This is a genomic window from Streptomyces sp. NPDC050549 (assembly GCF_040655035.1).
In the GTDB taxonomy this organism is placed as follows: Bacteria; Actinomycetota; Actinomycetes; order Streptomycetales; family Streptomycetaceae; genus Streptomyces.
Genome location: NZ_JBFAJD010000005.1, coordinates 100,376 through 117,834 on the forward strand (window position 1 = coordinate 100,376; position 17,459 = coordinate 117,834).

The window sequence follows — 17,459 nt, forward strand, 5'->3', positions numbered from 1 at the left end:
ACAGGAGCCTCCGGCTCCGAATCTCCTCACCGATCGGACAGTCGCCCGCCCCAAACCCCCCGGGGCGGCCGACGTTCCGATCCGGACGGCCGGCTCGGAACTACCCCCCCTGTTCCGGGCCGGCCGACCTCCTTTTTCTGGCTCCTTCTCGCCTTTCCCGCGCTGCTCTTCGCGGTGATCACCTGGCAGGTGGCGGCCGACGGCCCGCTCCTGGGCCCGGACGAGCGCCTGAGCCGCGCACTGGTCCGCCCGGACCGCTTCTCCGAACTCCTCGCCGACCTCGGCAACGTCCAGGTCGCGGTACCCGTTCTCGTCGTAGTCCTCGTCTACGTCGCCGGGCGCGGCCGTGCCAGTGGTGCGGACCGCTGGTGGCTGCCACCGCTCTCGGCGGCCGTGCTGATGGCCCTGGTCCCGGCCCTGATCGTCCCCGTCAAGGAACTGATCGCCCGCGGCGGCACCCCGGCCGTCCCGCCCGGCACCGGCTACTACCCCTCCGGCCACACAGCCACCGCGATGATCGCGTACGGCGCCTCGGCCCTGGTTCTCCTTCCTTGGCTCCGGACGTCGTACGCCCGCCGCGGAGCCGTCGCGATCTGCGTCCTCCTCGTCGCCGCCGTCAGCTTCGGGCTGGTCCGGCGGGGCTACCACTGGCCACTGGACGTCGTGGCCAGCTGGTGCCTCGGGACCGTGCTGCTCGCGTCGCTGCGGCTCTTCCTCAGCCGAAGTAGCCGTCGAACGTCTTCTGGAACTCCCCGTTCGAGTAGCGGTCCCAGTTGATCGACCAGGTCATCAGGCCGCGCAGGGCCGGCCAGGTGCCGTGGGTCGTGTACGAGCCGCAACTCACCTTCTTCGTCAGGCAGTCCAGGGTCTTCGTGACCTCGGCGGGAGCCACGTAGCCGTTGCCCGCGTTGACCGATGCCGGCATGCCGATGGCGATCTGGTCGGGGCGCAGGGCCGGGAACACGTTGCCCGTGTCGCCCGCGACCGGGAAGCCGGTGAGCAGCATGTCGGTCATCGCGATGTGGAAGTCGGCGCCGCCCATGGTGTGGTACTGCCCGTCGAGGCCCATGATCGGGCCCGAGTTGTAGTCCTGGACGTGCAGCAGGGTCAGGTCGTCGCGCAGGGCGTAGATGACGGGCAGGTACGCGCCGCACCTCGGATCCTGGCCGCCGAACCTGCCGGTGCCGTAGAACTGGTAGCCCATCTGCACGAAGAACGTCTCGGGCGCCATGCTCAGCACGAACTTCGAGCCGTACTTGGCCTTCAGGGTCTTCAGGGCCGCGATCAGGTTGACCACCACGGGAGTCGTGGGGCTCTTGAAGTTGGTGTCGCTCGCGTCGAGGGAGAGCGAGTGGCCCTCGAAGTCGATGTCCAGGCCGTCGAGTCCGTAGGTGTCGATGATGTTCGAGACCGACGACACGAAGGTGTCCCTGGCTGCCGTTGTGGTCAGTTGGACCTGGCCGTTGGCGCCGCCGATGGAGATCAACACCTTCTTCCCCGCCGCCTGTTTGGCCTTGACGGCCGCCTTGAAGTCGGCGTCGCTCTCCACGTTGGGGCACTCTCCCCCACTCTCGGCGTCGCTCGAGCGGGAGGGGCCCCCATCCGGGCAGCGGTTGAAGCGGATGTCGCCCGAGGTGGCGGAGGTGGGTTCACCGAAGGCCAGGTCGATGACGTCCCAGCTGTCGGGGACGTCGGCCAGGCGCGTGTAGCCGGAGCCGTTGGCGAAGCTCGCGTGGAGGTAGCCGACGAGGGCGTGGGTGGGCAGTCCGGTGGTGGGGCCCGAGCCGGTGGACGTGGTCGCGGTGACCGCCGTCGACTTCGCGGACTCGCCCGCGTCGTTGACCGCCGTGACCTGGAAGCTGTACGCCGTCGCGGCCGTAAGTCCGCTCACAGTGGCCGAAGTGCCGCTCGCCGTCTGGACTTTCACGCCGTCGCGGTAGATCGCGTAGCTTGTCGCGCCGGTGACGGCGGACCAGGAGAGGGCGACGGAGGAGGAGGTGACGGTGCCGACGGCCAGGCCTGTGGGGGTGGCTGGCGGCTGGCCCACGTCGACCGCCGGGCCGGTGAGGGAGATGTCGTCGGCGTAGTAGGCGCCGGTGGCGTACCAGCCGTGGGTGTGGATCGTGACCTTGGTGGTGGACGGGCCGGTGGTGAAACTGGTCGTCAACCGCTGCCAGTCGGGGGCCGATTGGGTCCAGGTGGAGACGTCCGTGGTGCCGGTTCCGCTCGCGCCGAGGTAGACGTAGCTGCCGCGGACATAGCCGGCGAGCGAGTAGGAGGAGTTCGGTTTCACGGTCACCGTCTGCGCACACTGGGCGAAGTCGTTGTCGGCCGGGGTCGCCTGCAACGCCGAACTGCCGCCGTGCACGGGCGACTTGACCGTCGTACCGCTGCTCGCGGAACAGGACCAGCCGTCGAGGCCGGACTCGAAGCCTCCGTTCTTCGCCAGGTCCGCGTCGGCCGCACGGGCGGCCGACGAGAGTGCGGTGATTCCGGGTACGGCCAGCAGAGCGGCCGTGAGCATGGCGAGGAGAGGTCTGGAGCGATCCACAAGTACCTCCGGGCATGGGGGAATTGGAGGGGTGGAGCGCGCCCAATTTGGTCCAGACCAATTCGCTTGTCAAGGCCTCCCGGTGCCGGGGACCTCGTAGGTCGGGACTCCGGGAACCTCGTATGCCGGGCTTCGGTCGGCTATCCGTCCTCCCCTTCCCTGGCCAGCCCCGCCGCCGCCTCGTGCATGGCCAGTTCGAGGAGTGCGGGATCGGTGAGGGTGCCGGAGCCGTCCGGCGGTACCAGCCAGCGGACTCCACCGGTGGACCGGCCGGGGTACGGCACGACGATCCAGGTGCCGGGTCCCGCCGTGCGGATCCCGGTGCCGAGCCAGCGGGCGGCGGTGCCGGGCGGCACCAGGAACCCCATCCGCGCGTCACCGAAGTCGACCAGTACCGGGCCCGGTTGGTCGATGACCCGGGTGAGCACATCGAGCGTGGGATAACCGAGCTCACCCGGCAGGATCAGTACGTCCCAGGCCTTGCCGGCGGGCAGCAGCGCGATCCCCATGGGGTTGCGCTCCCATTCCCAGCGGCAGGCCTCCGGATCCGGAGCTACGGATGCCAGCCACTCGACGGCCGTCTTCGCCCCAGTCATGAGGAGACCTCCCTTTCTCGTGTCGACGCTGGTCGCGTCACAGGAGAGAGGGAGGTCGGCCCGCGCCATTACGCGGGTTCTCGCACCTCGAAGGAGTGAACCGGGTCACACTCCGCAGACGGGGCTCAACTGTCGAAGCCGAGGCCCAGCTTGTCCATCGTCCTCAGCCACAGGTTGCGCCGGCCGCCGTGGTCGTCCGCGCGGGCCAGCGACCACTTGGTGAGTGCGATGCCGGTCCAGGCGAAGGGCTCGGGCGGGAAGGGCAGCGGCTTCTTGCGGACCATCTCCAGCTCCGTGCGCTCGGTGCGCTCCCCCGCGAGCAGGTCCAGCATCACGTCCGCGCCGAAGCGGGTGGCGCCGACACCAAGTCCGGTGAAGCCCGCCGCGTAGGCCACCTTGCCCTGGTGGGCGGTGCCGAAGAACGCCGAGAAACGCGAGCAGGTGTCGATCGCGCCGCCCCACGCGTGGCTGAAGCCCAGGCCCTCCAACTGCGGGAAGCAGGTGAAGAAGTGCTGGGCGAGCTTGGCGTACGTCTCCGGCCGGTCGTCGTACTCGGCGCGCACCCGGCCACCGTACGGGTAGATCGCGTCGTAGCCGCCCCACAGGATGCGGTTGTCGGCGGAGAGCCGGAAGTAGTGGAACTGGTTCGCCGAATCCCCCAGGCCCTGGCGGTTCTTCCAGCCGATCGAAGCCAACTGGTCGGCGGAGAGCGGCTCGGTCATCAGGGCGTAGTCGTAGACCGGGACGGTGTACGAGCGGACGCGCTTGATCAGGTTCGGGAAGATGTTGGTGCCGAGCGCGACCCGTCGGGCGCGGACCGAGCCGTAGGGGGTGCGGACGGCCATGCCCGCGCCGTACGGCTTGAGGGCGAGGGCGGGGGTGTGTTCGTAGACGCGGACGCCGAGTTGGAGGCAGGCGCGCTTCAACCCCCAGGCCAGCTTTGCCGGGTTGAGCATCGCGACGCCCCGGCTGTCGTGCAGACCGGCGAGGAAGGTCGGGGAGGCGACCTGTTCGCGGACCGCTTCCGCGTCCAGGAACTCGACGCCGTCGGCGAGGCCCTTGCTCGCCAACTCGGCGTGCCAGTCGTGGAGTTCCTCTGCCTGGTGCGGCTCGGTGGCGACGTCGATCTCGCCGGTGCGCTCGAACTCGCAGTCCAGGGAGTAGCGGGCGATCGCGCTCTCGATCTCGTCGAGGTTGCGGGCGCCCAGCTCCTCCAGCTTGTGGATCTCGCCGGGCCAGCGGGCGAGGCCGTTGGACAGGCCGTGGGTGAGGGAGGCGGCGCAGAAGCCGCCGTTGCGGCCCGAGGCGGCCCAGCCCGCCTCGCGGCCTTCCAGCAGGACGACATCCCGCTGCGGGTCGCGCTCCTTCGCGAGGAGCGCGGTCCACAGTCCGCTGTAGCCGCCGCCGACGACCAGCAGGTCGCAGGTCTCGGCGCCGGTGAGCGCGGGTTCGGGGTGGGGCTTGCCGGGGTCGTCCAGCCAGTACGGGACCGGCCGGGCTTCGGAGAGAGACTTGGTCCAGTTGTTGCTGCGGCTCATGGCGCTCGGGGCCATGATTTCAACTCCCTACAGGGCGTTAGCGGTTATGCCTTTACCTTGTTGCGGCGGTTGGTGATCACCATCGAGGTGAGCACCAGCAATACGGCGACGAGGAACATGGCCGTACCGATGACATTGATCTGAACGGGTGTGCCGCGCTGTGCCGAACCCCAGACGAACATGGGGAAGGTGACGGTCGAACCCGCGTTGAAGTTGGTGATGATGAAATCGTCGAAGGAGAGCGCGAAGGAAAGCAGCGCGCCCGCCGCGATTCCGGGGGCCGCGATGGGGAGGGTGACTCGGACGAACGTCTGCACCGGACTGGCGTAGAGGTCGCGGGCCGCCTCCTCCAGGCGCGGGTCCATCGACATCACACGGGCCTTGACTGCGGTGACGACGAAGCTGAGGCAGAACATGATGTGGGCGATCAGGATGGTGTAGAAGCCCAGTTGGGCGCCCATGTTCAGGAACAGGGTGAGCAGCGAGGCCGCCATGACGACCTCGGGCATCGCCATCGGCAGGAAGATCAGCGAGTTGACGGCACCGCGGGCGCGGAAGCGGTAGCGGACCAGCGCGAAGGCGATCATCGTGCCGAGCACGGTGGCGCCGATGGTCGCCCAGACGGCGATCTGGAGGCTGATGGAGAGCGAGCCGCACATGTCGGCGACACCGCACGGCTGCTTCCAGGCGTCCAGCGAGAACTGCTGCCACTCGTAATTGAAGCGCCCCTTCGGCTTGTTGAAGGAGAACACCGTGACGATGACGTTCGGAAGGAGGAGATATCCGAGCGTCAACAGGCCGGCGATGACGACGAAATGGCGCTTGAACCAGCGTACGACTGCCATTTAGACCAGATCCTCCGTCCCGGACTTGCGAATGTAGATGGTCACCATGGCGAGAATGGCGGCCATGAGGACGAAGGAGAGCGCCGCCGCTGTCGGATAGTCCAGAATGCGCAGGAACTGCGTCTGGATGACGTTTCCGATCATGCGGGTGTCGGTGGAGCCGAGGAGTTCGGCGTTGACGTAGTCACCGGCCGCCGGGATGAAGGTCAGCAGGGTGCCGGAGACGACGCCGGGCATCGACAGCGGGAAGGTGACCTTGCGGAAGGTGGTGAAGGGCTTGGCGTACAGGTCGCCTGCCGCCTCGTGCAGCCGTCCGTCGATGCGCTCCAGCGAGGTGTAGAGCGGCAGGACCATGAACGGCAGGAAGTTGTACGTCAGTCCGCAGACCACCGCGAGTGGAGTGGCCAGCACGCGGTCGCCGGAGGTCCAGCCGAGCCAGTTGGTGACGTCCAGGACGTGCAGCGTGTTGAGGACGCTCACGACCGGACCGCTGTCCGCGAGGATCGTCTTCCAGGCGAGGGTACGGATCAGGAAGCTGGTGAAGAACGGTGCGATCACCAGGATCATGATCAGGTTCCGCCAGCGTCCCGCGCGGAAGGCGATGAGGTACGCCAGCGGGTAGCCGAGCAGCAGACACAGGATGGTCGCGGCGGCGGCGTAGAGGCCCGAGCGCACGAACTGCGGCCAGTACTCGGACACCGCGTCCCAGTAGGTCGAGAAGTGCCAGGTGACCTTGTAGCCGTCCTCCAGGGAGCCCGTCTGGATCGACGTGGAACCCTGGTAGATCATCGGCAGCGCGAAGAAGATGATCAGCCAGAGGATGCCGGGCAGCAGCAGCCAGTAGGGCGTCCAGCGGCCCCTCTTGCGCGGAGGCCTCTTCTCCGGCGCGGGCGCCAGGGGCGGCGCCTCGGTGACAGCGGCCATCAGGCGGCCTCCTCCTCGGTGTCGACACCCGCGTCGATGTCCTGGGCCGCGTCGAGGCCGAAGGTGTGGGCCGGGTTCCAGTGCAGGACGACGTCGGCGCCGGGCCGCAGCCGGGAGTCGCGGTCGATGTTCTGGGCGTAGACCTCGAACTCGGGGCAGACCGGGCTGTCGATGACGTACTGGGTGGAGACGCCGATGAAGCTGGAGTCGGCGATCTTGCCGGTGATGCGGTTGCGGCCGGCCGGGATCTCGCCCGCGTCGTCGGCGTGCGTGAGGGTGATCTTCTCCGGGCGTACGCCGACCAGGACCTTGCCGCCGGTCGTCGTGGGCGCGGAACATCGCGCCTCGGGCAGGACGAGCTTGCCGCCGCCCGCCTTGAGGACGATGTCGTCGCCGGACTTGGAGTCGACCTCGGCCTCGATGAGGTTGGAGGTGCCCAGGAAGTTGGCGACGAAGGTGGTGTTCGGGTTCTCGTAGAGGTCGCTGGGCGAGCCGAGCTGCTCGACACGGCCCGCGTTCATCACGGCGACCGTGTCGGCCATGGTCATGGCCTCCTCCTGGTCGTGCGTGACGTGGACGAACGTGATGCCGACCTCGGTCTGGATGCGCTTGAGCTCCAGCTGCATCTGGCGGCGCAGCTTGAGGTCGAGGGCGCCGAGGGGCTCGTCGAGGAGCAGCACCTTGGGGTGGTTGATCAGTGCGCGGGCCACGGCGACACGCTGCTGCTGGCCGCCGGAGAGCTGGTGCGGCTTCTTGCGCGCCTGCTCGCCGAGCTGGACGAGGTCGAGCATGTCGACGACCTGCTGCTTCACCGACTTGATGCCGCGCCGGCGCAGACCGAAGGCGACGTTCTCGAAGATGTCCAGGTGCGGGAAGAGGGCGTAGGACTGGAAGACGGTGTTCACCGGCCGCTTGTAGGGCGGGAGGCTGGTGACTTCCTGGTCGCCGAGGTGGACGGTGCCGGAGGAAGGTTCCTCCAGGCCGGCGATCATGCGCAGGGTGGTGGTCTTGCCGCAGCCGGAGGCACCGAGCAGGGCGAAGAACGAGCCCTGGGGCACGGTCAGGTCGAGCGGCTTGACGGCGGTGAAGCCGTTGTCGTAGGTCTTGCTGATACCGGAGAGGCGGACGTCGCCGCTGTTGTCCTTGGTGTTCATCGTCGTCACGCCCCTGTGAGCTTTGCGAACTTCTGCTGGTAGGCCGTCTCTTCCTTCGGGCTCAGGGAGCGGAAGGCGTGGGACTTGGCCTGCATGGCCTTGTCGGGAAGGATCAGCGGGTTGTCCGCGGCCGACTTGTCGATCTTGGCGAGGTACGGCTTCACATCCGCGACCGGACTCACGTAGTTGATGTAGGCGGCGAGTTCGGCGGCCGGCTCGGGCTCGTAGTAGTAGTCGATCAGCCGCTCGGCGTTCGTCTTGTGCCGTGCCTTGTTGGGGATCAGCAGGTTGTCGGTCGACGTCATGTAGCCGCTGTCGGGGATCACATAGCCGACGTCCGGGTTGTCCGACTGGAGCTGGACGATGTCGCCGCCCCAGGCGACACAGGCCGCGAAGTCGCCCTTGGTGAGGTCGGACGTGTAGTCGTTGCCCGTGAAGCGGCGGATCTGGCCCTTGTCGACGGCCTTCTGGAGGCGGGCGATGACCGCGTCGTAGTCGTCGGTGGTGAACTTCGACGGGTCCTTGCCCATGTCGAGCATGGTCATGCCGACGCTGTCGCGCATCTCGGTGAGGAAGCCGACGCGGCCCTTGAGCTTGGGGTTGTCGAGGAGGTCGGAGATCGACTTCACCTCGACGCCGTCGAGCGCCTTCTTGTTGTAGGCGATGACGGTCGAGATGCCCTGCCACACGTACGAGTACGCCCGGCCCGGGTCCCAGTCGGGGCTGCGGAACTGGTCCGAGAGGTTGGCGTAGGCGTGCGGCAGGTTGGACGCGTCCAGTTTCTGGACGTAGCCCAGCCGGATCATGCGGGCGGCCAGCCAGTCGGTGAGGACGATCAGGTCACGGCCGGTGGGCTGGCCGGCGGCGAGCTGCGGCTGGATCTTGCCGAAGAACTCGTCGTTGTCGTTGATGTCCTCGGTGTACTTGACCTTGATGCCGGTCCGCTTGGTGAACGCGTCCAGAGTGGGACGATGCTTGCCGCTGTCGTCCGTGTCGATGTACTCGGGCCAGTTCGAGAAGTCGATCTCCTTCTCCGTGGCCGAGTGGTCGTCGGCGGACACACCGCCCTGCGTCTTGCCTGCCGCGGGGATCCCGCAGCCGCTCAGGGCCCCGAGTCCGCCGACCGCGAGCGCGCCGCCGGCGGAGGCGCGCAGCACCGAACGGCGGGTCATCGCGGACCTGCTCTTGCGGAAGCTGCGCCGGACGGCGGCCATTTCGGCCGGGGTCAGGCGGTCGGGCTCGTACTGCTTCATGCGCGTGCTGCCCTTTCGGGAGGAGACGGCGGCGCCTTGGGCGGCCGTCAGTTCTGCTATCGGTCCCCGAAGATCGTGCGGTGCCAGTCCTTTCCGGCGACCGCAGTGTTGTCGAACATGACGTGCTTGATCTGGGTGTACTCCTCGAACGAGTACGCGGACATGTCCTTGCCGAAGCCGGACGCCTTGTAGCCGCCGTGGGGCATCTCGCTGATGATCGGGATGTGGTCGTTGATCCACACGCAGCCGGCCTTGATCTCGCGGGTCGCGCGATTTGCCCGGTAGACGTCCCGGCTCCACGCGGAGGCCGCCAGTCCGTACGGGGTGTCGTTGGCGAGCGCGATGCCTTCGTCGTCGGTGTCGAAGGGGAGCACGACGAGCACCGGGCCGAAGAGCTCCGACTGCACGATCTCGCTGTCCTGGGCGGCATCCGCGACCAGGGTGGGGCGATAGTAGGCGCCGTTCTTGAGATCTCCCTGAGGAGCCTCGCCGCCGGTCACCACGCGCGCGTAGCCACGCGCCCGGTCGACGAAGCCGGCCACGCGGTCGCGCTGGACGTGCGAGATCAGCGGCCCGAGGTCGGTGCCCGGGGCGAAGGGATCGCCGACCCGGACGCTCGCCATGAGGGCGGCCGTCTTCTGGACGAACGCTTCGTAGAGGGGCCTCTGCACGTACGCGCGCGTGGCGGCCGTGCAGTCCTGCCCGGTGTTGATGAGCGAACCGGCGACGGCTCCGTTGACGGCGGCTTCGAGGTCGGCGTCGTCGAAGACCACGAAGGGCGCCTTGCCGCCGAGCTCCAGGTGGATGCGCTTGACGGTGGCGGTCGCGATCTCGGCGACGCGCTTGCCCACGGCGGTGGAACCGGTGAAGGACGTCATGGCCACGTCGGGATGTCCGACGAGATGCTCACCGGCCTCCTTGCCGGTCCCCGTGACGATGTTGATGACACCGTCCGGGATGCCCGCGTCGGTGGCGGCCTGCGCGAACATCAGCGAGGTCAGCGGGGTCAGCTCGGCGGGCTTCAGCACAATCGTGTTGCCCGCGGCGATCGCCGGGAGGATCTTCCAGGCGGCCATCTGGAGGGGATAGTTCCAGGGCGCGATGGAACCGACGACACCGATGGGTTCACGGCGTACGTACGAGGTGTGGTCGCCCGAGTACTCACCGGCGGACTGCCCCTGCAGATGCCGTGCGGCACCGGCGAAGAAGGCCGTGTTGTCGATCGTCCCGGGGACGTCGAACTCACGGGTCAGCTTGAGGGGCTTGCCGCACTGGAGGGACTCGGCGCGGGCGAAGTCGTCCGCGCGCTCGGCGAGCACGGCGGCGAAGCGGTGCATGGCGTCGGAGCGCTCGCCGGGCGTGGCACCCGACCAGCCCGGGAAGGCGGCGCGGGCGGCGGCCACGGCCGCGTCCACGTCGGCCGTGCCGGCCAGCTCGTACGTGCAGACGTCCTCACCGGTGGCCGGGTCGACGACCGCGTGCGTACGGCCCGAGGTGCCCTTGGTCAGGCGGCCCGCGATGAACTGCGCGCCGTCCGCGAAGTACTCCTGTGCGGGGAATCGTTCCGGGGTGACGCTGCCCGGGTTGTGCATGTCGCTCTCCTCAGCCTTCGCCCCGCTTCGTCCGCTGGCGGGTGGCGTAGCTCCAGCTCGATTTGAATGCCGATCCTGACAGAGCAAAGGGACTCCAACAAGTGATTCCGTTGTTGCCTTTTGGTTACGCGACGGAATCCTTCGACCAGGTGTCGAGTCCGCACGGAAAAGGGGGGACGGAGTGTCAGTGGTGCCTGCAAGACTCGCGTGTATGGACGGGATCACGGGGAAGCTCGCGGCCGGGGCCGCACAAAAGATCGATTCGCAGGAAGCCCTGATCAGGGAAGTGCGCGCCGGGGCCAGGGTCAAGTACCTGCACTTCTGGGGGCACCGGCCACGCCCGGACGGACGCGTGGGCGCGAGCTGTCTGAGCCAGTGGTGGCCGTCGCCGTTCACGGTGGACGGGGTAACCTATGCGACCGCCGAGCACTGGATGATGGCCGGCAAGGCACGGCTGTTCGGCGACGGGGACGCTCTCGCGCGGGTGCTGGCGGCGGGGCATCCGTCCGTGGCGAAGAAGGCGGGGCGCCTGGTGCGGGGCTTCGACGAGGAGACGTGGACGCGGGAGCGGTTCGGGATCGTCGTCGAGGGGAGCGTCCACAAGTTCGCCGCGGACGAGGAACTGCGGGCGTTTCTGCTGGGCACGGGTAAGCGGGTGCTGGTGGAGGCGAGTCCGGTGGACCGGGTGTGGGGCATCGGCCTGGCCGCGGACGACGCGGCGGCGGAGGATCCCGAGCGGTGGCGGGGGCCGAATCTGCTGGGGTTCGCGTTGATGGAGGCGCGGGAGCGGTTGGGGTAGGGGGTGAGCAGCCTCCCGGGGGGAGCGGCTGCTGTGGTCAGTGCCGGGTCGGGATCGGGGCCCGCAGGCTGGGGGCGGAGTTGTAGGACGAGGTCGAGTCGGAGTCCTTGCGGTCCTTCTCTCGCTCGTAGACCGCGATGCTGATGCCCAGCGCTGCGATCACCGCGAGGCCGAGGATGATGCCGACGATGCCCGTGATCAGACCCGCCTGGGCCTGACCCCGGTTCGTGGCCTGGCCACGGTCGGCCCGCTTCTTGCCCTTGACGCCGAGGACGACGGCGATGATGCCGAGGACCAGGGAGACGATGCCGTAGATGCAGAACAGGCAGCAGGACAGGATGCCCAGCACCAGGGCCACGGTGCCCAGGTTGTTCTGCGGGGCCATCGGCATACCGGGCCAGCCGTAGCCCTGCGGGTAGCCGGGATGGCCGTAACCGCCGGGCATTCCCGGGACGCCGGGCATACCGGGTCCGCCGGGGGCGTTGGGCGGGCCGTAACCGGGGATGCCGTAACCATGGGTGCCGTAGCCCGGAAGACCGGGGGGCGTGCCGGGGTGGCCGTAGCCGGGTGCGCCGGAAGGGTGCGGGACCCCTGGCGCGCCGGAGGCGGGCGGGGTTCCGGGCGCACCGGAGGCCGGTGGGGCGAAGCCGTTGGACGGGAAGGCGGTCATGGTGGGCTGGTAGTGCAGGGACGGCGACTGCGGCGACTGCTGGGGCTGGGCAGCGGCGGGTGGCTGGTCCTGCGGGGGCGACCGCCGTCCGGGGGCCGGCGGGTAGGGCTGTGGTCCGGGGGCGGGCGGCTGTGCGCGCTTGTCCAGTGACGGCCTGCTCTCCGGGGGTGCCCACGGGTCGTCGTTCGCTCCCGTGCCGCCGTCCGGCTGTGTCTGGTCCCCCATGTCCCGTCCCCGTCCCCGTCGGTCGACCGTCAGGCGGACCATGCTAGAGCGTTCACGTGACGGTTCCGCCACACGGGCGGGGACGGGTGCCGCCGCCCGCCGGCATGGCCGCCGCCACCCCCACCCCGTCCCCTCCCACCCCCGCCTACGATGATCCCGAGTCATCGATCAGCCGATCACCCGCGTCCCGTACGGCACTGCCCGGGGCGCCGTTCCGGGGAGGAACCTTGTCCGACCACAGCGCCGTACCCGCCGCCGGTCAGGCCCGCGAGCTGCATGCCTTCATCGCCGGGCTGCCCAAGGCCGAGCTGCATGTTCATCACGTCGGCTCCGCCTCCCCGCGGATCGTCTCGGAGCTGGCCGCCCGGCACTCCGACTCCACGGTGCCCACCGACCCCGAGGCTCTGGCCGACTACTTCAGCTTCACGGACTTCGCGCACTTCATCGATGTCTACCTCTCTGTGGTCGACCTCATTCGCACGCCTGAAGACGTGCGGCTGCTGACGTACGAAGTCGCCCGGGACATGGCCCGGCAGCAGGTGCGGTACGCCGAGCTGACCATCACGCCGTTCTCGTCGACGCGGCGCGGGATCGACGAGCGGGCGTTCATGGACGCGATCGAGGACGCCCGCAAGGCGGCCGAGGCCGAGTTCGGGACCGTGCTGCGGTGGTGCTTCGACATTCCCGGTGAGGCCGGGATCGAGTCCGCCGAGGAGACGGTGCGGCTGGCCACCGACGACCGGCTGCGCCCGGAGGGGCTGGTGTCGTTCGGGCTCGGCGGGCCGGAGATCGGCGTGCCCCGGCCGCAGTTCAAGCCCTACTTCGACCAGGCCATCGCGGCCGGACTGCGCTCCGTGCCGCACGCCGGTGAGACCACCGGGCCCGAGACGGTGTGGGACGCGCTCAACGAGCTGCGCGCCGAGCGCATCGGACACGGCACCAGTTCCGCGCAGGACCCCAAGCTGCTCGCCCATCTCGCCGAGCACGGCATCGCGCTGGAGGTCTGCCCGACCTCCAACATCGCCACCCGCGCGGTCCGCACCCTCGACGAGCACCCCATCAAGGAGTTCACCCGGGCGGGGGTCCTCGTCACGATCAACTCCGACGACCCGCCGATGTTCGGCACCGACCTGAACAACGAGTACGCGGTGGCCGCCCGCCTCCTCGACCTCGACGAACGCGGTGTCGCCGACCTCGCGAAGAACGCCGTGGCGGCCTCCTTCCTGGACACGGCAGGGAAGTCCCGCATCACCGAGGAGATCGACACCTACACCTCGGCGTGGCTCGCGCCCTGACGGTCGGCGCTCCCGCGACAACCAGCACAATGAACCCATGGAGAACGTGACCGCCGTGGGCCATCGCGGCGACCCCTACCGTGCCCGTGAGAACACCGTCGACTCGCTGCGGTCCGCGCTCGAACAGGGCGCGGACACCGTCGAGTTCGACGTACGAGTGACCCGCGACGGCGTGCCCGTGCTGCTGCACGACGAGACGCTGCAACGGCTGTGGGAAGTGGACCGGCCGCTGAAGTCGCTGTCGGTGGACGAGGTGCGCGGGCTCACGGACGGCGGCGTGCCGACGCTGGTGGAGGCGCTGGCCGCGACCGAGGGCAGCCGGGTGATGGTCGACCTGCCCGGCGCGGCCGACCCGCGGGCCGTGCGCCGGGTCGTGGACGTGATCCGCGAGTACGGGGCGGACGACCGGGCGTACTACTGCGCGGGCGCCGACACGATGCTCGCCGTGCGCGCGGCCGATCCGTCCGCCGAGATCGCCCTCACCTGGACCTCGCTCGCGCCGCCGCGCCCCGCGGTGCTGGAAGCGGTACGGCCGCGCTGGCTCAACTACCGCTTCACGCTGGTGGACCGGGACCTCGTCGCCCGGGTCCACCGTGACGGTTACCTCCTGTCGGTCTGGACCCCCGACACCCGGCGTTCGATGCGCCGACTGCTCGACCTGGGCGTCGACTCCATCACCACGAACCGCGTCGGCGTCCTGTGCGGGCTCAGGAAGAGGGGGTGAGGGCGGTGGCCGGGGCACGCGGTCCCGCGAACTCCCCCGGCGGGGCGATGGATTGAGCGTCCACTCCCTCCCCCGCCCACAGCCGGATGAGCAGCGCGGCGGTCGCCTCCAGTAGCGGGGCCCCTGATCCAACACCCCCGCCGCGAAAGGTTTGCAGCCCATGTCCCGCACCAACTGCCGTACGACCGCGAGGGCTTGCTCGTTGTCGCTGCTCAGGGGGACGCCCAGGGGGCGGCCGTCGAACACCGGCGGCGTCAGGCGCCAGACGTCCTCGTGGCAGAGGTTGAACGCCTTGACTACGTGCGTCTCGGGGCCTGCTGCGGTGGCGAGTTGTCCGGCGGCGGAGGGGGCGCCCGCGGTGAGCAGCCGGAAGCCTTCGCCGACGGGGTTCGTGCAGTCGATCAACACGCTTCCGGCGAGAGGGAGTTGGCGGGCGACCTCGACGGCCGCCTGCGACGGGAGTGCCATCAGTACGGCGTCGGCGCCGAATTCGGCGGCCCGGTGGAGGGTGCCGTGATAGCCGCCCCAGCGGCGCGCGAGAGCTTCCGCCCGCGCCAAGTCCCGGCCGCCGAACAGTACTTCGTGTCCGGACCGCCGCCATTGCGCGCCCAGCGCGTCCGCCATTCCGCCTGTGCCGAGGATTCCGATTCGCATGGCACGACAGTAGGAAGCGGCTCGGGCACCAGGTGGTGCGTGACCTCCGAGCCCGTGTTTCTCGCCGACTGCCGGGCCCGGCTCGCCTTCGACCTGTTGGGCAACACCTGGAACCGTGTGGCGCTTTGGGCGCTGCGGCACGGTCCGCTGCGGCCGGGGGAGCTGCGTGGGCGGATCGGCGGGATCAGCCAGAAGGTGCTGACGGAGACGCTGCGGCGGCTGGAGTTCAACGGGCTGGTGGCGCGGCGGTCCTACGGTGGTTCGCCGCCGCGGGTGGAGTACGAACTCACCGCGCTGGGGCGGACGTTGCTCGAACCGATCGACGCGTTCGGGGCCTGGGCCTTCGAGCACGGGGACGAGGTCATGGCCGCGCAGGACGACTACACGCGGGGCGGTCGGACCCGGGAGGCCTGAGCTACCGTCGCCGGGTCGGCCGGGGTGGCGCGGGTGAGGTACTGGGGTACCGGGGCGTCGTCCTTTCCGGTGTCGCGGGTCAGACCGTAGCGGGTCGCGCCCTGGGTGGGGCCGGTGGTGATGTCCTGCTCCACGGCGTCCCAGGTGGTGGGGAAGACGTTGAGGCCGTAGTCGGCGCCGCGTTCGTTGACGGTGAGGGTGACGCTGCCGTCGACGTAGAAGTACTCGTTCTGCCACATCTGTTGGGTGCCGGTGGGCAGGACGTCGTAGCCGGTGGTCTTGTTGCCCATGCCGGTGGCGGTGGGGTCGGTGGTGCTGACCGGGTCGTCCATGCGACGGCCGCCGCCCGAGGCCACGTGGAAGAGCTTGCCCTTCAGGGCGGTCCAACTCGGCATGACCAGCGCGCCGGAGCGGTACTGCGGTGAGACCTGCCAGCGTACGAGGACGTAGCCCTGGCCGCTGAGCGTCACGTTGTCCCCGCGGTGGTTCATGGTGGCGTGGGCGCCGCCGGTGCTGGTGAGGCCGGAGGCCGGGCGGTGCGGGAGGGCCGCGGGCGGGGTGTCGGGATTCGGGGCCCGGTCCACGGCGTCGACGACCGAACCGTACGGTCCGGTCGTCGTCTTCGATGGGGAAGGGGACGGGGAGGGGGATCCTGACGGGGAGGGGGGTGCGGTGGTCGCGGTGGCGGACGGGGCGTGGAGGGCTCCGGCCGTCGCCGTGGGGGTCAGGGTTCTCGGGGGCGGGGTGTTCGGGGTGTGGGTGGCTGCGTAGACGCCGCCCGCCGCGATCGTCGCCCCTGCCGTCACGGCGACGGCGGGCTTGGTCAGCAGCCCGAGCACCTTGGCCGACCAGCCGGCGGACCCACCGGCCGAGCCGACGGTTCCCGCCGCACCGGCGGCGGTTCCGGCGGAGCCCACGGCACCGGAAACACCGGCCGCGCCCGCCGAACCCACGGAGCCTGCCCCGTGCACAGCGCCCGCCGAGCCGGCTGCCCCGGCGGACCCTGCGAAACCCGAAGCTCCCGCACCCCCGGCCGTACCAGCGGCGCCCGCGGCTCCGGACAATCCCGTGGAGCCGGCGAGGCCCGAAGCTCCCGCGGCGCCTACGGTCCCGGCGGCATGCGCCGCACCTGAAGCCCCCGCGACCCCCGCCGAACCCACGGCCCCGGCAGCGTGCGCGGCACCGGCCGCACCCGCGCTGCCCGCCGCTCCAGCCGTCCCGGCCGCGCCCGCGACGCCCGAGGCGCCAGCCGAGCCGGCGAAACCGGCTGTACTCGCCGCCCCGGCCGATCCCGCGAAGCCAGCCGCCCCCACAGAGCCGCCCGCACCAGCAGCCCCGGCTGCACCAGCTGCCCCGCTCACCCCGCCCATCCCACTCGCCCCCGCCGCGAAAGCCGCCCCCGCCAACCCCGTCGCAGCCGCCGCCGTCTTCGTGCCGAAGGCCAGTGCCAGGGTGAAGCCGATCGGGAGGGGGACCAGGGCGATGCCGACGAGGAGGCGTTCCGCGGGTACGACGGACTCTCGGGGGTCGCCGCAGTAGGTGCAGCCTCGCAGGTGGCGGGCCAGGCGTTTGCGCCAGACCGAGTCCTGGCGGCCGTCCCAGCGGGCGGTGACCTCGCGCAGTTCGGGGCAGGCGCCGTCGAGGGCGCGGACGATGGCCCGGGCGGTCTCCAGGCGTTCCTTCATGCGCTGGACGCGGACCGCCGCGTGCTGGCGGCTGATGCCGACGGCCGAGGCCAGTTCGCGGCGGGTGAGTTCGCCCCCGACCTCCAGCCACCACAGGGAGAGGAGTTGGCGGTCCTCGTCGTCGAGCCAGCGGACGGCTTCGGCGACCTCGCGTCGCTGGCCCTCCAACTGGAGCCGGAGGACGGTCAGTTCGGCGAAGTCGGCGGCGTCGCCCGGCAGTCCGTCCGGGAGTTGGTCGGGGGACCTGCGGCGGCGGGCCCGGTCCCGGATCTGGCGCATGGCGATCGCGACCAGCCAGGACCGGAAGCTGTCGGGGCCGCGGAGCGAGCCCAGGTGGTCGACGGCGCGGAGCATCGTCTCCTGGACCACGTCGTCCACGTCGGCATGGCCGTTGAGGGCGCGGCCGACCACGTTGTAGACCAACGGCAGCCAGCCCGCGACCAGTTCGTCCAGCGCCCGCCGGTCACCGGCCTGCGCCGCCTCGATGGTGGAGTGCCACTGCCGTCCGTCCATGTCGCCTCTCACCCTCCCCGGTGTCAC

The 17,459-nt window shown here is 70.0% G+C and carries 15 protein-coding genes and 1 pseudogene; 5 read left to right on the forward strand and 11 right to left on the reverse strand.

The window, feature by feature from the left end; translation table 11 throughout:
* Window positions 1-174 precede the first annotated feature (174 nt).
* Window positions 175-777, forward strand: a complete 603-nt coding sequence (locus AB0I51_RS10105) for a phosphatase PAP2 family protein (RefSeq protein WP_362973284.1) — start codon at window positions 175-177, stop codon at window positions 775-777.
* On the opposite strand, the gene AB0I51_RS10110 is transcribed toward AB0I51_RS10105, so the two are convergent.
* From AB0I51_RS10110 to AB0I51_RS10145, 8 genes are all read right to left on the reverse strand, one after another.
* The gene (locus AB0I51_RS10110; RefSeq protein WP_362973286.1) at window positions 716-2,551 is read right to left on the reverse strand and encodes a glycoside hydrolase family 18 protein; all 1,836 of its coding nucleotides are present in this window, start codon (window positions 2,549-2,551) and stop codon (window positions 716-718) included. The genes AB0I51_RS10105 and AB0I51_RS10110 overlap by 62 nt on opposite strands.
* Before the next feature lie 140 nt (window positions 2,552-2,691).
* Window positions 2,692-3,147 (reverse strand): hypothetical protein, encoded by a 456-nt coding sequence (locus AB0I51_RS10115; protein ID WP_362973288.1) that lies wholly within the window; start codon window positions 3,145-3,147, stop codon window positions 2,692-2,694.
* A gap of 125 nt (window positions 3,148-3,272) precedes the next feature.
* On the reverse strand, window positions 3,273-4,700 hold the full coding sequence (locus tag AB0I51_RS10120) for an FAD-dependent oxidoreductase (RefSeq protein WP_362973290.1): 1,428 nt from the start codon (window positions 4,698-4,700) through the stop codon (window positions 3,273-3,275).
* A 29-nt stretch (window positions 4,701-4,729) separates the two neighbouring features.
* Window positions 4,730-5,530: an ABC transporter permease gene (locus tag AB0I51_RS10125; RefSeq protein WP_362973292.1), complete on the reverse strand. Its 801-nt coding sequence runs from the start codon at window positions 5,528-5,530 to the stop codon at window positions 4,730-4,732.
* Complete coding sequence (locus AB0I51_RS10130) at window positions 5,531-6,454, reverse strand: ABC transporter permease (RefSeq protein ID WP_362973294.1); 924 nt, start codon at window positions 6,452-6,454, stop codon at window positions 5,531-5,533.
* On the reverse strand, window positions 6,454-7,608 hold the full coding sequence (locus AB0I51_RS10135) for an ABC transporter ATP-binding protein (RefSeq protein ID WP_362973653.1): 1,155 nt from the start codon (window positions 7,606-7,608) through the stop codon (window positions 6,454-6,456). The genes AB0I51_RS10130 and AB0I51_RS10135 overlap by 1 nt, the downstream gene beginning before the upstream one ends.
* Before the next feature lie 5 nt (window positions 7,609-7,613).
* The gene (locus AB0I51_RS10140) at window positions 7,614-8,861 is read right to left on the reverse strand and encodes a spermidine/putrescine ABC transporter substrate-binding protein (protein WP_362973296.1); all 1,248 of its coding nucleotides are present in this window, start codon (window positions 8,859-8,861) and stop codon (window positions 7,614-7,616) included.
* 56 nt (window positions 8,862-8,917) lie between these two features.
* The gene (locus AB0I51_RS10145) at window positions 8,918-10,453 is read right to left on the reverse strand and encodes a gamma-aminobutyraldehyde dehydrogenase (protein ID WP_362973298.1); all 1,536 of its coding nucleotides are present in this window, start codon (window positions 10,451-10,453) and stop codon (window positions 8,918-8,920) included.
* Window positions 10,454-10,664: 211 nt separating this feature from the next.
* Between AB0I51_RS10145 and AB0I51_RS10150 the strand changes: the two genes are divergently transcribed.
* On the forward strand, window positions 10,665-11,252 hold the full coding sequence (locus AB0I51_RS10150; protein WP_362973300.1) for an NADAR family protein: 588 nt from the start codon (window positions 10,665-10,667) through the stop codon (window positions 11,250-11,252).
* Between the two features lie 37 nt (window positions 11,253-11,289).
* Here the strand turns inward: AB0I51_RS10150 and AB0I51_RS10155 are convergent, their stop codons facing one another.
* A complete protein-coding gene (locus AB0I51_RS10155; RefSeq protein WP_362973302.1) occupies window positions 11,290-12,147 on the reverse strand; it encodes a DUF4190 domain-containing protein in 858 nt (285 codons plus the stop codon).
* A gap of 104 nt (window positions 12,148-12,251) precedes the next feature.
* Here AB0I51_RS10155 and AB0I51_RS10160 point away from each other — a divergent pair, with 104 nt between their 5' ends.
* Window positions 12,252-13,442 carry an adenosine deaminase gene (locus tag AB0I51_RS10160; protein ID WP_362973655.1) on the forward strand — a complete coding sequence of 397 codons (1,191 nt, stop codon included), beginning with the start codon at window positions 12,252-12,254 and terminating at the stop codon, window positions 13,440-13,442.
* Between the two features lie 37 nt (window positions 13,443-13,479).
* Window positions 13,480-14,166, forward strand: coding sequence for a glycerophosphodiester phosphodiesterase (locus tag AB0I51_RS10165; RefSeq protein ID WP_362973304.1), 687 nt, complete (start codon window positions 13,480-13,482; stop codon window positions 14,164-14,166).
* Here the strand turns inward: AB0I51_RS10165 and AB0I51_RS10170 are convergent.
* A pseudogene (locus AB0I51_RS10170) lies at window positions 14,150-14,820 on the reverse strand (NAD(P)-binding domain-containing protein). The gene AB0I51_RS10165 and the pseudogene AB0I51_RS10170 overlap by 17 nt on opposite strands.
* 39 nt (window positions 14,821-14,859) lie before the next feature.
* Here AB0I51_RS10170 and AB0I51_RS10175 point away from each other — a divergent pair.
* Window positions 14,860-15,234 (forward strand): helix-turn-helix domain-containing protein, encoded by a 375-nt coding sequence (locus tag AB0I51_RS10175; protein WP_362973306.1) that lies wholly within the window; start codon window positions 14,860-14,862, stop codon window positions 15,232-15,234.
* On the opposite strand, the gene AB0I51_RS10180 is transcribed toward AB0I51_RS10175, so the two are convergent.
* Complete coding sequence (locus AB0I51_RS10180) at window positions 15,201-17,432, reverse strand: sigma-70 family RNA polymerase sigma factor (RefSeq protein WP_362973308.1); 2,232 nt, start codon at window positions 17,430-17,432, stop codon at window positions 15,201-15,203. The two genes, AB0I51_RS10175 and AB0I51_RS10180, sit on opposite strands and share 34 nt — an antisense overlap.
* Window positions 17,433-17,459 lie beyond the last annotated feature (27 nt).